The organism is Buttiauxella sp. B2, from assembly GCF_006376615.1.
Taxonomy (GTDB): Bacteria; Pseudomonadota; Gammaproteobacteria; order Enterobacterales; family Enterobacteriaceae; genus Buttiauxella.
The window spans coordinates 1-14028 of record NZ_VEXQ01000009.1; the positions used below are offsets into that span (position 1 = coordinate 1).

The following is a 14028-nucleotide window of genomic DNA, read 5'->3' on the forward strand; positions in this document are numbered from 1 at the left end:
GACCCCATGCCGAACTCAGAAGTGAAACGCCGTAGCGCCGATGGTAGTGTGGGGTCTCCCCATGCGAGAGTAGGGAACTGCCAGGCTTCAAATCAACAAAAAGGCCATCCGAAAGGATGGCCTTTTTGTTTTGCATTCTGTTTAAAAAAGACCGCTACAGCGGTCTTAACCCGAAGATTAATGAATAACTTGCGACAGAAATGCTCGCGTACGTTCTGACTTGGGATGGGCAAAGAACTCATTCGGAGGAGCTTGCTCAACAATTTCACCTCGATCCATAAAGATCACTCTGTCTGCCACCGTTCGTGCAAAGCCCATTTCATGTGTTACGCACAACATTGTCATGCCCGATTCTGCCAGGGCAATCATCGTATCCAGCACTTCTTTAACCATCTCAGGATCAAGTGCTGAAGTTGGTTCATCAAACAGCATGATCTTAGGCTTCATACATAGCGAACGTGCAATGGCTACACGTTGTTGTTGCCCACCAGAGATTTGCCCCGGAAATTTATGCGCATGTTCCACAATACGTACTCTTTCCAGATAATGCATTGCCAATGCTTCAGCCTCTTTTTTGGGCATTTTACGCACCCAAATGGGTGCCAGAGTACAGTTCTGCAAAACCGTCAGATGTGGGAAAAGGTTAAAATGCTGGAATACCATCCCGACTTCAGTCCTTACCTTCTCGATATTGCGTAAATCGTCGTTAAGCTCTGTACCATCAACGACAATCCGCCCCTTTTGATGCTCTTCCAGATGATTAATACAGCGTATTGTTGTGGATTTTCCCGAACCGGAAGGGCCACAGAGGACAATACGTTCACCTTGTTGCACTTTCAGATTGATATCTTTGAGTACGTGGAATTGTCCGTACCATTTGTTAACGTTTTCTAGCATTATCATCGCATCAGCGGGCTGTAGACTCATTTGACTCATTTATTTATCCTCAGTGCGGTGTTCGTCCGGTATTAAACCGTTTTTCAAGATGCTGACTGTAGCGCGACATACTGAAACAGAAAATCCAGTAAATAAGGGCCGCAAAAACATAGCCTTCGGTCGACATTCCAAGCCAGGTTGGATCGACAGTGGCTTGCTGCACGCTGCTAAACAGATCAAATAGCCCAATAATGATCACCAGGCTGGTGTCTTTAAATAGAGCAATAATGGTGTTCACTAGACCAGGGATCACCATCTTCAGAGCCTGAGGTAAGATGACCAGTCCCTGGGTTTTCCAGTATCCAAGTGCCAGAGATTCTGCTGCTTCATATTGCCCTTTAGGTAAAGCCTGTAAGCCTCCGCGAACCACTTCAGCCACGTAAGCTGACTGAAACAGAATCACCCCGACAAGTGCGCGAATTAACTTGTCAATACTTGTTCCTTCAGAAAGAAATAATGGCAACATAACTGATGACATAAACAGAACGGTTATCAGAGGCACACCACGCCAGAATTCAATAAATACCACCGATAAAATTCTTACTACTGGCATACTTGAGCGACGGCCTAATGCCAATAAGATCCCCAGCGGTAATGCGCCAGCTATTCCCACCGAAGCAATGATCAACGTTAATGTTAGCCCGCCCCATTGGCGTGTTTCGACACGATCCAGCCCCAGGAAACCACCGTATAACAACCCCCAAACAAAAAGTGGATAGACGACCGCCCATAAAGCTATATACCGACCTCGGCGCGGCATGGCACTCCAGAACATTGGAATGATAGATACGAGGCCGATAAGAAGGGTGAGATTAATACGCCAGCGCTGATCATGTGGATAGAGCCCATACATGAATTGCCCGAAACGTGCATGGATAAAAACCCAACATGCACCTTCTTTCGTGCAGTCTGAACGGCTCTCACCGACCCAGTTAGCCTGGAAAATCGTCCAATTTAACAATGGGGGAATGAGCTCCCACATCATCCATAGGCAGAAAATAGTCAGTAAACTATTAGACCAACTGGAGAAGAGATTTTTACGAGCCCATTGCATGGCACCTAAACGAATGGTCTTTGGGCGCGTTTGTGACATCAATATTTTTGTCATCATAATTCCTTAGCGCTCAATCAGGGCAATTCGGCGGTTATAGATATTCATCAGTAACGAAATAGTCAGGCTGATGATTAGGTAGACCGACATCGTTATTGCGATGGTCTCAATGGCTTGCCCTGTCTGGTTTAGTACCGTCCCCGCGAATAGAGAAACCATATCCGGATAGCCAATAGCGGCTGCCAGAGATGAGTTTTTCACGATGTTGAGATATTGACTGGTGAGCGGTGGAATGATCACGCGCATTGCTTGTGGGATGATGACCTGGCGCAATGTGACAGGATTCGGTATCCCTAATGAACGAGCTGCTTCGTGCTGGCCATAAGGGACAGACTGAATACCGGCACGAATAATTTCGGCAATAAAAGCAGAGGTATACACTGACAAAGCCAGAGTTAACGCCGCCAGTTCAGGAATGAGAACCATCCCGCCACGAAAGTTAAAACCGTGCAACGCGGGAACATCCCAGTGCAATGCTGCGCCGAAAATTCCCTGAGCCAGCACCGGTAACAATATCAATAATCCCAAAACATAAGGCCATGTACGGCGTAACTGCCCGGTTTTGAACTGATGCATTTTGTTATAGCGGTACAGACCTGCAGATAATATCAAAGCCGCCGCAATTGCTGCGATAAAGGCTAGCGCCCCTGCACCTGGCTGCGGTGAAGGGATATAAAGCCCGCGGTTGCTAAGAAAGAGAAGATCAAATGCGTTGACGGCCTGCCGAGGGCCAGGCAAGTTACGCAGTACTGCAAAGTACCAGAAGAAGATCTGCAATAGAGGGGGAATATTGCGGAACGTCTCAATGTAAAAGGTAGAGAGTTTGCGTAATAACCAGTTATCGGAAAGGCGAGCCAGTCCCAGAAAGAATCCAATAAATGATGCGAAAACGATACACAGCACAGAAACCAGTAAGGTATTCAGCAGGCCGATGACAAATACGCGACCATAAGTATCACCCTGCTCATAATCAATAAGATGTTGAACGATGCCGAAACCCGCACTGCGGTCAAGGAATGCAAAACCTGAGGTGATGCCACGATTACTAAGGTTAGTGACTGTGTTGTGTATCAGGTAAATGGCGATGCCAGCGACGGCGACGACAGCAATAATCTGATACAGCCAGGCACGAACCGCAGGATTAGAAAAGGATAAATCACCTTTTACGATTGGGCGGCGATGGGACATAAGCGAACCTCAGTAACATAAACTCAAACACTGGGCACTACCCGGTAGTGCCCATTTCTGACGTCTCGCTTAGCGAATCGGTGGTGCGTACTGAATCCCACCTTTGTTCCACAGGTTGTTTTGCCCGCGCTTAATCTTCAACGGACTGTCGGAACCTACGTTATGTTCGAAGATTTCGGCGTAGTTGCCGACTTGTTTGACGATGTTGTAAGCCCATTTGTTATCGAGCTTCAGATCCTTACCGAAGTCACCTTCTTTGCCTAGCAGATGCGCCATATCTGGAGTTGTGGGGTTAGCAGCCATCTGGTCAACGTTTTTAGAATCAACACCCATTTCTTCGGCATTCAGCATGGCGAACAGAGTCCAGCGCACGATAGAGAACCAGTCCTCATCACCACGACGCACTACTGGACCCAAAGGCTCTTTTGAAATGACTTCCGGGAGCACAATCCACTCGCCAGGAGTACTCAGTTTGATACGTAGGGCGTAGAGTTGTGACTGGTCAGAAGCCAGAGTATCGCAGCGACCTGATTCCAGCGCTTTGGCTGATTCATCGGAACGATCGAAGGTTACCGGCGTGTATTTCATGTTATTTGCTTTGAAGTAGTCAGCGACGTTCAGTTCGGTATCAGTACCCGCCTGAATACAAACCGTTGCCCCATCCAATTCTTTAGCACTTTTCAGATCTGCTTTGTTATGTGTCAGGAAGCCGATACCGTCGTAATAAGTTACTCCAGTAAACATCATGCCCATACCCGCATCGCGTGAGGACGTCCACGTTGTATTACGTGACAAAATATCTACTTCACCTGACTGCAACGCGGTAAAACGCTCTTTTGCAGTCAGCGGGGTATATTTAACTTTAGAAGCATCCCCAAATACTGCGGCAGCAACACCACGACAAACATCCACATCGATGCCAGTAAACTTACCGTTTGCATCGGCATAAGAAAAACCAGGCAAGCCATCACTTATTCCACATTGCACAAAACCTTTCTTCTTTACAGCGTCAAACGTAGTACCAGCATGAGCCTGGTTTGCAAGCGCGAATAATGCACCGGCAGCGACCAGAGTGGAGATCAATGTCTTTTTCATAATGCATCCTGTGTGGAGAAATTATCGTTATAAGTGTTGGCGTCCGGGTGGCGCCATTTTCCTGTCTGTGGCATCAGCCAGTCTGGTTAAAGCAAGTGGAGTGCCAAGATTGCGGGAGACGGTATGCGTGTACCACTCGTCGCAGTAAGCAGAGTGTAGACAGTAATAATTATTCTCAGCGCCCCGTAACAGTGCAAAACTGAAACCTACGCCACATTTCAGCGCAAAAAAGTTTCAGCTTTTGATCATTTGAAAAGAAGTAATTTCTGGCGTGAAAATTAGGGTGGACATTATTAATGCAGATGTGTGAGGGGTTTCACGATTCAATCTGCAATAAAACAAAATGAAGAGGACTGAGTGATTTGTTTCACGTTAGAGGGATTTACCAATAAAAAAGCGCACCCCATGAAGTGAAGGATGCGCTTTTTCTAATGTGTACTGAAATTTATTTGGTTAACGCAACGATACCCAGTGTTAACCCGGCAATCGCTGCGGCACCACCGGCGATAGCACCTGCTGTTTCCCAGTTATCCTGAGTGGTCCCTTTCATACAGGTATTGGTGTGCACGAGACGGCCCTGATCGTCATAAACGGGCACACAAGGTGAGTTGGTTGCACAACCCGCCAGAAGCGTAGAAAGCAACGCTGCGGCAATTAGCTTTTTCATTTGGAACCTCATTAATCCAAACTCCGGACAGGGATAACCCGATCGCTAAGGCTACGGGCTATCTAAAAACCTATACCGGCGTGAATATGGTAATTTTATCACCAACAGGAACCTGCAGAGAGTGGGGAATAATTGCAATTCATGTGCTGTGTAAACAAAGTGGAGAAAAGTGTACCAAGGCAAAAAAATGTGGAGGGAAAGTGAAGTGACCCGATTTTTAGAGATTAAAAAAGGCGCTTCCCCATGCCGAGTAGCGCCTTTTTAAACAACAAGTTAACTGATTGGAATCAGTTCATGCCGTATTTTTTCAATTTTTTACGCAGCGTGCCACGGTTGATACCCATCATCAGGGCAGCACGGGTTTGGTTGCCACGGGTGTATTGCATCACCATGTCCAACAATGGCTGCTCTACTTCAGCCAATACCAGCTCATACAGATCACTAACATCTTGACCATTCAGTTGAGCAAAATAGTTCTTCAGTGCTTGTTTCACGGAATCACGCAGGGGCTTCTGTGTTACTTGATCCTGAGAGTTAACGGTTGAAACGGTTAGTACGTCAGAATTTACGCGTTGTTCGAACATAGTTCTGTCAGCTCTTTATTTCTAATTACGCAAGATTTTCGAAGTATGCCTCCAACGCCTCAAGCTGTTCGCTTGCATCCTCAATGGCGTTGAATGTGCGCCGAAACTGGTCATTTGGAGCGTGTTCCTGTAAGTACCAGGAAACGTGTTTGCGAGCAATTCGGTAGCCCTTTGCATGACCATAAAAGCCATGAAGTTCCCGAATGTGTCCACAAAGTAAGCGCTTCACCTCTGCCAGAGGCAGTGGAGGAAGCAACTCTCCAGTGTCCAGATAATACTGGATTTCCCGAAAGATCCAGGGTCTTCCCTGAGCTGCACGTCCTATCATCAGAGCATCAGCCCCTGTATAGTCAAGCACAGCCCTGGCTTTAAGCGGGTCAGTAATGTCACCATTCGCGATTACCGGAATGGAAACTTTCTGCTTAACTGCCCGAATGCTGTCGTATTCAGCATCTCCCTGGAATAAACAGGCGCGTGTGCGTCCATGAATTGTCAGGGCCTGAATGCCACAGTCTTCAGCCAGTTGGGCAATATCTTCACAGTTACGGTGCGCCGTATCCCAGCCAGTGCGAATCTTCAACGTAACTGGCACGTCAACTGCGTTAATTACCGTTGTCAGGATAGACTTCACCAGACTTGGGTATTGCAGAAGAGCGGAACCCGCTAGTTTGCGATTCACTTTCTTCGCTGGGCATCCCATATTGATATCAATAATCTGGGCGCCATTAGCCACGTTAATGCGTGCGGCCTCTGCCATCTCATCAGGGTCACTACCGGCAATTTGCACGGTGCGAATACCTGGTTCATTCACGTGGACCATTCGTAAACGTGATTTATCACTCGCCCAAACTTCAGGGTTAGAGGACATCATCTCGGAAACAGTTAACCCCGCCCCCATCTCGTAACACAGCGTCCTGAATGGTCTGTCAGTGATTCCAGCCATCGGTGCTGCTATCAGTCGATTCCTGAGCTGGTGGTGTCCAATGCGCATGAGTTAAGAAATGACCATACTTGCCTGCAAGGCGGCGTATATTACGCATTTTTGACCTGAGATGAAAGGCCAAACTTTGAACAATCAGCTGTCGTAGATCAATGAATCCTCATCCCGTGCAATGCCATAAATAAATTAATGATTATTTTCAAAGCATTACGTGTTTTTGATTGATTTGTGCTCTTTTATATTTTCATCGCACATAGGCGAAATTCGTGATTACTAAGTCATGCAGCACACTATAAACTGCTGGTTTAATCAGCAAAATTAGTGTTTTTCTGCGAGCGATCTCTCATTTTTGTTATGACATATCACTCAGATGAATTGATCTGACTGTTACATGAGGTGTGGAGGCCGGAGAGGAAAAGATAGAGTAACGTGACCGAAAGCCACGTTACTGTTGTATGAAAATTAGCGCTTGATGCCGGTAATGCGACACCATTCTTCTTTTTCAGCGACAGTATCAAGAGTGAATTTGTCCTGATACGCTTCGCAAACCCCCTCAGCCTGGCTTGCCAGAACGCCGGAAAGTCCAAGGAAGCCGCCCTGAACAGGCAGCACGCTGATTAACGGTGCTAACTCACGTAAAGGGCCTGCCAGGATGTTAGCAACCACCACATCGGCGCTCATGGCTTCTGGTTGGTCTTGTGGTAGATACAGTTCCAGGCGTTCAGAAACGCCGTTACGTTGTGCGTTATCGCGGCTGGCCTGAATAGCTTGTGGATCGATATCAATACCAATCGCTTTGCTTGCACCCAATTTCAGAGCGGCAATCGCGAGGATGCCAGAGCCACAACCGAAATCAATTACCGTTTTACCGGCCAGGTCCAAACCGTCGAGCCATTCAAGACACAGAGAGGTAGTTGGGTGAGTCCCGGTACCAAACGCAAGACCAGGATCAAGCATCACGTTGACGGCATCAGCATCAGGTACATCACGCCAGCTCGGGCAAATCCACAGACGTTGACCAAAGCGCATTGGATGGAAGTTGTCCATCCATTCGCGTTCCCAGTCTTTGTCTTCAATCTGTTCTATTTTGTGTGGGAAACCGACGCTCAGCAGCGGGCAGTTCTCAAGGATAGCGATCACTTCCTTCATGTCTGTTTCTGCGTCGTACAAACCAATCACATCGGTATCGCCCCATAAACGGGTTTCGCCAGGTAATGGCTCGAATACTGGTGTGTCATGGGTATCCTGAAAGGTAACGGAAACTGCACCACTTTCGATCAGCGCATCGCCGAGTTCTTCAGCGTTTACGCCAGAGGTATTAATTTTCAGTTGGATCCATGGCATAGCGAAACTCTTTATTTATCAGTAGTTGAAACGAGTGCTGGAACAGGAAGCGGCTGACCGAAACGGTTGCCCACCAGAAACGCCAGCAAACTTAGTAATAGGGATGGCACAATTGGGTGAAAGCCCAGAAGCTGGATTTTTAAACTCGCCAGCACCGCATATAGGCCACCACCGACAATCATCGCGCTCAGTGCGCCTGCAGCATTGGCACGTTCCCAATACAGGCCCAGCACCAGCGGCCACAGAAACACGGCTTCTAGCCCACCAAATGCCAGCAAATTCAGCCAGATGATCATCTCTGGTGGACGCCAGGCTGCTAGTAGCAACAAGATTCCGAGAATCAGTGTGATCACAGACGACATTCTTTTCAGGCGCGTTTCATTGTGGATCTGATCCGGGCGCATGTTCAGATAGAGATCTTTAACGATTGTCGCAGACGATTGAAGCAATTGAGCATTAATTGTCGACATAATTGCCGCCATTGGTGCTGCGAGAAAAATACCCGCTGCGATGGGTGGCAGCACCGTAACCATCAACGTCGGGATAACCAAATCAGGGACTTTCAGATCCGGTATCACCGCACGGCCTAACGCACCAGCCAGATGCATACCAAACATCAGAATCGCCACCACAATCGTGCCGAGGATAATCCCACGATGTACCGCTTTGCTGTCTTTATAGGAAATGCAACGCACTGCGGTGTGCGGTAAACCAATCACCCCAAAACAAACCAACACCCAGAATGAAGTCATAAATGTTGGGGAGAGAATGTCTTCCGCGCCCTGCGGTGAAACAAGCTTAGGATCGATATGCTGGAGCGTATTCACTGCGCTGTGTAAGCCACCTGCGGCATGAACGATGCCAATCAATAGCAAAATCGTTCCAACCAGCATCACCACTCCTTGCATCGCGTCGTTAAGAACGCTGGCACGGAAACCACCAAATGCAGTGTAAAGTGCGATACTGATACCAAAAATCAGCAGACCCGTTTCGTAAGGTATACCGGCTGCCGTTTCCAGCAAGCGCGCACCGCCAATGAACTGCACGGTCATTGCGCCGATAAAAGCCACCAACAGGCTAAGACTCGCCAGCCATACCAGTAGACGGCTTTGGTAGCGGGCATACAGCATGTCATTCAGGGTGACGGCGTTATAACGGCGAGCAAGTATCGCAAACTTCTTACCCAGAATGCCAAGCGACAACCACACCGCCGGGAGCTGAATCATCGCCAGTAAAACCCAGCCCAGTCCGTATTTATAAGCAGCACCAGGCCCACCAATAAACGAACTGGCGCTGATGTAGGTGGCGGTAAGTGTCATCGCTAACACAAATCCACCCATCGAACGGCTGCCGAGGAAATATTCGTTGAGGAAATTACCTGTGGTGCGTCGCTTCATGGCATACATCGAAATACCGAATACCACTAATAAGTAGGCTACCAGAGGCAGTACGACTTCAAGCTGCATGATCATCCTCCAGAGGAATATCACGGAAGATGAGTTTCACCATAGCCCAGCACAAGAAAATGAACAGCAAAGGTACCAATAGGCATGCCATTTCAAACCAATGTGGGAGACCTGTTGGGCCGATTTCGTTATCAGGTAAGTAAGCAGCCACTAACCATGCTGCAAGATAGAGAAGGGTTAGCCAAAGTGCCCAGCGGGCTTCTTTATGGGCCTGAACAAAACGCGCGTCCATTGTTGTCCCTTGAGTTGGCGGAAAGCGGCGATTGTAACGCATAGCGGCGGGATGAGGATCAAAAAAGAAAAAGGCCGAAAAATCGGCCTTTTAGCGATGTAACGTACAAAAACTTAGTCCTGGAGACCCAGTTTTTTCTCCAGATAGTGGATGTTAGTCCCACCATGCTGGAAGTTTTCATCGTTCATGATACGAGTCTGCAAATCAACGTTGGTTTTAATGCCATCGATGATCAGTTCCGCCAGGGCGTTTTTCATACGAGCGATCGCCACTTCACGGGTTTCACCGTAACAAATAAGTTTCGCGATCATTGAATCGTAATATGGCGGTACGGTGTAGCCGGAATAGATATGGGATTCCCAACGTACACCAAAACCACCCGGCACATGGCAACGAGTAATTTTGCCTGGGCTCGGCAGGAAGGTGTTCGGGTCTTCGGCGTTGATACGGCATTCTACCGCATGGCCTTTAACCAGGACGTCTTCTTGCTTGATAGACAATGGTTGACCAGCGGCAATACGAAGCTGTTCTTTGATCAGGTCAACACCGGTGATCATCTCTGTTACTGGATGCTCAACCTGAATACGGGTGTTCATCTCGATAAAGTAGAACTCACCGTTTTCGAACAGGAATTCGAACGTACCTGCACCGCGATAGTTGATATCGATGCACGCTTTAGAACAACGTTCACCGATGAATTTGCGCAGTTCAGGTGTGATGCCTGGTGCTGGCGCTTCTTCAACAACTTTCTGGTGACGACGCTGCATAGAGCAGTCACGTTCAGCCAAATAAATCGCGTTACCCTGACCATCAGCGAGAATTTGAATCTCGATGTGGCGTGGGTTCTCCAGATATTTCTCCATATAGACCATATCGTTGTTGAAAGCTGCTTTTGCTTCCGCACGGGTCATATTAATGGATTGTTCCAGATCGGCATCGCTACGCACGACGCGCATACCACGACCGCCGCCACCGCCAGATGCTTTGATAATTACCGGATAGCCAATGCGTTTAGCATGGGCGCGGTTTTTATCCATATCTTCATTCAGCGGGCCGTCAGAACCAGGTACGCAAGGTACGCCAGCTTTCTTCATTGCATTGATAGCAGAAACTTTATCGCCCATCAGACGAATAGTTTCAGCACGTGGGCCAATGAAGATAAAGCCTGAACGTTCAACTTGCTCGGCAAAGTTGGCGTTTTCAGACAGGAAGCCATAACCCGGGTGAATCGCAACTGCGCCAGTGATTTCTGCCGCAGAAATGATTGCCGGGATATTCAGATAGCTTTTTACGGACTGAGCAGGGCCGATACAAACAGTTTCATCTGCAAGCAGTACGTGTTTTAGATCTCGGTCCGCAGTTGAGTGCACAGCAACAGTCTTAATGCCCAGTTCTTTACAGGCACGAAGAATACGCAGAGCAATTTCACCACGGTTAGCGATAACAATTTTATCCAGCATGTTCGCCTCGTTACTCGATGACGACCAGCGGCTCGTCAAATTCAACCGGTTGACCATTTTCAACCAGAATGGCTTTCACCACACCGGCTTTGTCAGCTTCGATTTGGTTCATCATTTTCATCGCTTCAACGATGCACAGAGTGTCGCCAACGTTAACTTTCTGACCAATTTCTACAAATGACTTAGCATCCGGGCTTGGGGTGCGGTAGAAAGTACCGACCATTGGGGAACGCACGATGTGGCCACTGACTTCAGCTGCCGCTGGCGCTTCCATTACCGGTGTTGCGGCAGGAGCAATAGCGCCAGCCAGGCCTGGCTGCGGCTGGTACATAGGAGTTGCATAAGCCTGTTGCATCATCGGGAAACCGGTGTTTGCCGGTGCGCGACTGATGCGTACAGACTCTTCGCCTTCAGAAATTTCCAGTTCAGAAATACCTGATTCTTCAACCAGCTCGATCAGTTTTTTAATCTTACGAATATCCATGAGTGGGTTCCGTACTCTTGTTTAGATGGATTTTGACAAGCGTTTTACCGCCGTCTGTAGTGCATATGAATAGCCGTCAGCGCCTAATCCGCAGATGACACCAACCGCTTTATCAGAAAGATATGAATGATGGCGGAACGGTTCACGCGCATGCACATTGCTGAGATGGATTTCGATAAAAGGAATATCTACCGCCAGCAAAGCGTCTCGCAGTGCAACGCTCGTATGAGTAAACGCAGCCGGATTAATCAGAATAAAATCAATAGTATCTTTAGCCTGATGAATTCGGTCGATCAACTCATATTCCGCATTCGATTGCAGGTGGCTGAACGAGACATTTAGCGTTTTCGCTTCATCTTCGAGCGAGTTAACAATTTGAGCTAAAGTGAGCGTGCCGTACTTCTCAGGCTCGCGTGTACCCAGCATGTTAAGGTTCGGACCGTTCAAAAGCAAAATGTGATAATTAGCCGACATCGTGCTGCCATCTCCTGCAATTTGTAGGTATTTTACAAAATATACCTAAGTTGCTCGGTTGTCACCTTCAGAGCCAGAAAATGGCCTGTCAGAAAAACCAAAGTCGCACATTATAACGATTTCGTAGCAATTGGCAGCTAAATACTGGTCTTATCAGGGAAGATGATCAACCCATATCCTTTTTAGGGGCAGGGCCTATCACTTTTCTGCGGAGAAGAACACATATCTGGACCTAACGCAGCCACAGCCGGAATTTCTTGTAGCGCAAGGCCAGGAGGATGATTGCGCCCAGAGCATACAGCAATGGTTGTGGGGATATAACCTTCACTGACCATAAATAATGTATGGGGGCGAGGATGGCGACCAGATAGACGAAGTTATGTAGTTTTTGCCAGCGTGGCCCCAACTTTCGTTGTAAAGATTGGGTTGACGTCGCTGCCAATGATAGCAACACCAGCCAGCTGATAATTCCTAAAGTTAAATAAGGTCGAGAAATCAGTTCACGACCGAGAAGTGCCAGATTGTTGATACCTAATTCCAACATGGCGTAGCTGGTTAAATGGATTGTCGCCCAGGCAAAACACCATAATCCCAACAGACGGCGGGTTCGAATCAATAGCGGTTGCTTCCCGTATCGCGCCAAAGGAGTGACTAACAATGTCGCTAGCAACAACTTCAGTGCCATCCTGCCAGTAAAATGCTGGATATCTTTAGCTGGGTCGGCACTCAGTAATCCCTGATTTGCGGCATAGAACAACCAGACAAAAGGCAAAAAAGCGATGAGATGCAGTATCACTTTAAGCCCCGTGACCTGCTTCGCTGTTAATCTCACTTTAGAAATTCTCCTTCAGATTTAAACCGCGATACAGCGAAGCAACCTGGTCTGCATAACCATTAAATAGCAACGTAGGTTGACGTTTAACGTCAAGCACGCCACCTGCTCCAATGAATCGTTCACTTGCCTGTGACCAGCGCGGATGATCAACATTTGGGTTTACGTTGGCATAAAATCCGTATTCATTGGGCGCGATCATATTCCATGTTGTAGGTGGTAATTCGCGAACTAGCTTGATACTGACAATCGACTTTATCCCTTTAAAACCATATTTCCATGGCACTGTGAGGCGTATCGGAGCGCCATTCTGCGGAGGGAGTGCTTTGCCATAGACGCCAACGGTGAGCATCGTTAGAGGATTCATTGCCTCATCAAGGCGCAAGCCTTCAACGTAGGGATATTTCAATCCGCCACCAATAAAACGGTCTTTTTGCCCAGGCATTTGCTCTGGGTCGTAAAGCGTTTCAAAGGCGACATATTTCGCATCGCTGGTGGGTTCAACCAAAGAGAGCAATTTACTGAGCGGAAAACCTATCCACGGGACCACCATCGACCAGGCCTCAACACAACGCATGCGATAGATTCGCTGTTCCAGTGGGAATTTCTTATACAGGTCATCGAGATCCAGGGTTTGTGGTTTTGCTACTTCACCACTGATAGTGATTTTCCAGGGATCGGTTTTTAAACTCCCGGCATTGGCTGCGGGGTCGGCTTTATCGAGACCGAATTCGTAGAAGTTGTTATAGCCGGTGACTTTATCTTCCGGAGTCATGGCTAGTTTTGCCTGCCACTGTTCAGGCTGGCTAAATTGCAGGGGCTTTCCCGATGGTGCGGGTGGTCTGTCGTTACCTTTAAACCACGACAGAATATCCGCATGTGCAGTCTGAGGAAGCGAAAGGGCTGCCGCACTGATACCCAGTGCTTTTAGTACCTGGCGGCGTTTCAGCATAAAAACGGATTCGGGTGTTACATCGGCTTCAGTGAAGCGGGTGACCTTCTTCATCTTATTCTCCTGCGTTGCTCAATAGGCTAAGCATGACGGAGAACACTCAAGCCTGCGAATATGTCACAAAAAATTGAAACTTAAACAGATTGGCGGTTTAGTTGAATCGGCGTGTATGAGAAAAAATCCATCGAAGTCTATACTTGAGAATAGATGATTAAAGTGTGCTCTTTGCAACAAAGGGTGAGAATCTGTTCACCGTGTTTGCC

At 47.8% G+C, this 14028-nt stretch carries 15 protein-coding genes and 1 rRNA gene; 1 reads left to right on the forward strand and 15 read right to left on the reverse strand.

Annotated features, from left to right (window positions below; translation table 11 throughout):
* A 5S ribosomal RNA gene (gene rrf / locus FH968_RS11740) occupies nucleotides 1-86 on the forward strand; the annotation flags it as partial.
* Between the two features lie 91 nt (nucleotides 87-177).
* Here the strand turns inward: rrf and FH968_RS11745 are convergent.
* The 15 genes from FH968_RS11745 to msrP all read right to left on the reverse strand — a co-directional run bounded on the left by FH968_RS11745 (nucleotide 178) and on the right by msrP (nucleotide 13819).
* Nucleotides 178-936 carry an amino acid ABC transporter ATP-binding protein gene (locus FH968_RS11745; protein WP_139879648.1) on the reverse strand — a complete coding sequence of 253 codons (759 nt, stop codon included), beginning with the start codon at nucleotides 934-936 and terminating at the stop codon, nucleotides 178-180.
* 10 nt (nucleotides 937-946) lie between these two features.
* The gene (locus FH968_RS11750) at nucleotides 947-2044 is read right to left on the reverse strand and encodes an amino acid ABC transporter permease (protein ID WP_139879999.1); all 1098 of its coding nucleotides are present in this window, start codon (nucleotides 2042-2044) and stop codon (nucleotides 947-949) included.
* 9 nt (nucleotides 2045-2053) lie between these two features.
* Nucleotides 2054-3235 carry an amino acid ABC transporter permease gene (locus FH968_RS11755; RefSeq protein WP_139879650.1) on the reverse strand — a complete coding sequence of 394 codons (1182 nt, stop codon included), beginning with the start codon at nucleotides 3233-3235 and terminating at the stop codon, nucleotides 2054-2056.
* Between the two features lie 69 nt (nucleotides 3236-3304).
* Nucleotides 3305-4330, reverse strand: coding sequence for an amino acid ABC transporter substrate-binding protein (locus FH968_RS11760; protein WP_139879652.1), 1026 nt, complete (start codon nucleotides 4328-4330; stop codon nucleotides 3305-3307).
* A gap of 445 nt (nucleotides 4331-4775) precedes the next feature.
* Nucleotides 4776-4997 (reverse strand): hypothetical protein, encoded by a 222-nt coding sequence (locus tag FH968_RS11765; protein ID WP_034459881.1) that lies wholly within the window; start codon nucleotides 4995-4997, stop codon nucleotides 4776-4778.
* A 287-nt stretch (nucleotides 4998-5284) separates the two neighbouring features.
* A complete protein-coding gene (gene fis, locus FH968_RS11770; RefSeq protein WP_003855228.1) occupies nucleotides 5285-5581 on the reverse strand; it encodes a DNA-binding transcriptional regulator Fis in 297 nt (98 codons plus the stop codon).
* Nucleotides 5582-5606: 25 nt separating this feature from the next.
* A complete protein-coding gene (dusB, locus tag FH968_RS11775) occupies nucleotides 5607-6572 on the reverse strand; it encodes a tRNA dihydrouridine synthase DusB (RefSeq protein ID WP_139879654.1) in 966 nt (321 codons plus the stop codon).
* A gap of 411 nt (nucleotides 6573-6983) precedes the next feature.
* A complete protein-coding gene (gene prmA / locus FH968_RS11780) occupies nucleotides 6984-7865 on the reverse strand; it encodes a 50S ribosomal protein L11 methyltransferase (RefSeq protein WP_139879656.1) in 882 nt (293 codons plus the stop codon).
* Nucleotides 7866-7876: 11 nt separating this feature from the next.
* Nucleotides 7877-9331: a sodium/pantothenate symporter gene (gene panF, locus FH968_RS11785; RefSeq protein WP_139879658.1), complete on the reverse strand. Its 1455-nt coding sequence runs from the start codon at nucleotides 9329-9331 to the stop codon at nucleotides 7877-7879.
* A complete protein-coding gene (locus tag FH968_RS11790) occupies nucleotides 9321-9563 on the reverse strand; it encodes a YhdT family protein (protein ID WP_139879660.1) in 243 nt (80 codons plus the stop codon). The genes panF and FH968_RS11790 overlap by 11 nt, the downstream gene beginning before the upstream one ends.
* A gap of 113 nt (nucleotides 9564-9676) precedes the next feature.
* Nucleotides 9677-11023, reverse strand: coding sequence for an acetyl-CoA carboxylase biotin carboxylase subunit (gene accC, locus FH968_RS11795; protein WP_139879662.1), 1347 nt, complete (start codon nucleotides 11021-11023; stop codon nucleotides 9677-9679).
* Nucleotides 11024-11033: 10 nt separating this feature from the next.
* Nucleotides 11034-11507, reverse strand: coding sequence for an acetyl-CoA carboxylase biotin carboxyl carrier protein (accB, locus tag FH968_RS11800; RefSeq protein WP_139879664.1), 474 nt, complete (start codon nucleotides 11505-11507; stop codon nucleotides 11034-11036).
* Between the two features lie 21 nt (nucleotides 11508-11528).
* Nucleotides 11529-11981, reverse strand: coding sequence for a type II 3-dehydroquinate dehydratase (aroQ, locus tag FH968_RS11805; RefSeq protein WP_139879666.1), 453 nt, complete (start codon nucleotides 11979-11981; stop codon nucleotides 11529-11531).
* A 232-nt stretch (nucleotides 11982-12213) separates the two neighbouring features.
* The gene (gene msrQ / locus FH968_RS11810) at nucleotides 12214-12813 is read right to left on the reverse strand and encodes a protein-methionine-sulfoxide reductase heme-binding subunit MsrQ (protein ID WP_139879668.1); all 600 of its coding nucleotides are present in this window, start codon (nucleotides 12811-12813) and stop codon (nucleotides 12214-12216) included.
* Between the two features lies 1 nt (nucleotide 12814).
* Nucleotides 12815-13819: a protein-methionine-sulfoxide reductase catalytic subunit MsrP gene (msrP, locus tag FH968_RS11815; protein ID WP_139879670.1), complete on the reverse strand. Its 1005-nt coding sequence runs from the start codon at nucleotides 13817-13819 to the stop codon at nucleotides 12815-12817.
* Nucleotides 13820-14028 lie beyond the last annotated feature (209 nt).

Bases quoted from the DNA above. Each gene is read 5' to 3' on its own strand.
- FH968_RS11745 (WP_139879648.1), bottom strand. From the start codon at position 936: ATGAGTCAAATGAGTCTACAGCCCGCTGATGCGATGATAATGCTAGAA.
- FH968_RS11750 (WP_139879999.1), bottom strand. From the start codon at position 2,044: ATGACAAAAATATTGATGTCACAAACGCGCCCAAAGACCATTCGTTTA.
- FH968_RS11755 (WP_139879650.1), bottom strand. From the start codon at position 3,235: ATGTCCCATCGCCGCCCAATCGTAAAAGGTGATTTATCCTTTTCTAAT.
- FH968_RS11760 (WP_139879652.1), bottom strand. From the start codon at position 4,330: ATGAAAAAGACATTGATCTCCACTCTGGTCGCTGCCGGTGCATTATTC.
- FH968_RS11765 (WP_034459881.1), bottom strand. From the start codon at position 4,997: ATGAAAAAGCTAATTGCCGCAGCGTTGCTTTCTACGCTTCTGGCGGGT.
- fis (WP_003855228.1), bottom strand. From the start codon at position 5,581: ATGTTCGAACAACGCGTAAATTCTGACGTACTAACCGTTTCAACCGTT.
- dusB (WP_139879654.1), bottom strand. From the start codon at position 6,572: ATGCGCATTGGACACCACCAGCTCAGGAATCGACTGATAGCAGCACCG.
- prmA (WP_139879656.1), bottom strand. From the start codon at position 7,865: ATGCCATGGATCCAACTGAAAATTAATACCTCTGGCGTAAACGCTGAA.
- panF (WP_139879658.1), bottom strand. From the start codon at position 9,331: ATGCAGCTTGAAGTCGTACTGCCTCTGGTAGCCTACTTATTAGTGGTA.
- FH968_RS11790 (WP_139879660.1), bottom strand. From the start codon at position 9,563: ATGGACGCGCGTTTTGTTCAGGCCCATAAAGAAGCCCGCTGGGCACTT.
- accC (WP_139879662.1), bottom strand. From the start codon at position 11,023: ATGCTGGATAAAATTGTTATCGCTAACCGTGGTGAAATTGCTCTGCGT.
- accB (WP_139879664.1), bottom strand. From the start codon at position 11,507: ATGGATATTCGTAAGATTAAAAAACTGATCGAGCTGGTTGAAGAATCA.
- aroQ (WP_139879666.1), bottom strand. From the start codon at position 11,981: ATGTCGGCTAATTATCACATTTTGCTTTTGAACGGTCCGAACCTTAAC.
- msrP (WP_139879670.1), bottom strand. From the start codon at position 13,819: ATGAAGAAGGTCACCCGCTTCACTGAAGCCGATGTAACACCCGAATCC.